We start from the raw sequence: 1,125 nt of genomic DNA, 5'->3' as shown, positions 1-1,125 counted from the left end.
GTCATCGTCTCGCCAGATGGCAATGCTGCCCCTGTGCCTGTCGTTCCTGTGATCACTGGTGTTGTATCGTTAGAAGTCAAAGCATCTACTGTTGGAGTCGTTGGATCAGTTGTGTCTATCACTAACTCGTCGGTGCTCGCATCTGTTGCAGTGTTACCTGCTCCGTCTGTAACAGTTGCTACAACTGGGTAAGTGTTGCCGTCTGTGAATGTTCCCAAAGTACCACTCGCTGGCGTAGCGGTCTCTGTATCTACACTCCAGTTGCCACTTGCATCAGGGGTTACCGCATACGTTGCGCCGTTGATCGTTACTGTCATCGTCTCGCCAGATGGCAATGCTGCCCCTGTGCCTGTCGTTCCTGTGATCACTGGTGTTGTATCGTTAGAAGTCAAAGCATCTACTGTTGGAGTCGTTGGATCAGTTGTGTCTATCACTAACTCGTCGGTGCTCGCATCTGTTGCAGTGTTACCTGCTCCGTCTGTAACAGTTGTGACTACTTGATAAGTGTTGCCATCACTGAATGTTCCCAAAGTACCACTCGCTGGCGTAGCAGTTTCTGTATCTACACTCCAGTTACCACTTGCGTCAGGAGTGACTGCATACGTTGCGCCGTTGATCGTTACTGTCATCGTTTCACCTGACGGCAAAGCTCCGCCTGTGCCTGTTGTTCCGCTGATCACTGGTGTTGTGTCTGAGGTTGTTTGGCTTACTACTGTTGGTGTAGTTGGATCCGTCGTGTCTATCACTAACTCGTCGGTACTCGCATCTGTTGCTGTGTTACCCGCTCCGTCTGTCACTGTTGCTACTACTTGATAAGTATTGCCATCTGTGAATGTTCCCAAAGTACCACTCGCTGGCGTAGCAGTTTCTGTATCTACACTCCAGTTACCACTTGCGTCAGGAGTGACTGCATACGTTGCGCCGTTGATCGTTACTGTCATCGTCTCGCCGGATGGCAATGCTGCGCCGGTGCCTGTTGTTCCGCTGACCACTGGTGTTGTGTCTGAGGTTGTTTGGCTTACTACTGTTGGTACGGTTGGATCAGTCGTGTCAATAACTAACTCGTCGGTGCTACCATCTGTTGCTGTGTTACCCGCTCCGTCTGTCACTGTTGCTACGACTGAA

At 50.8% G+C, this 1,125-nt stretch carries 1 pseudogene; it reads right to left on the bottom strand.

What is annotated here, in order from left to right:
- Nucleotides 1-1,125, bottom strand: a pseudogene (locus BGP76_RS17010) (hypothetical protein); the annotation flags it as partial.

The sequence above is a fragment of the Reichenbachiella sp. MSK19-1 genome (assembly GCF_003590315.1).
GTDB lineage: Bacteria > Bacteroidota > Bacteroidia > Cytophagales > Cyclobacteriaceae > Reichenbachiella > Reichenbachiella agariperforans.
This window is presented reverse-complemented; position numbering and strand designations above follow the sequence as displayed.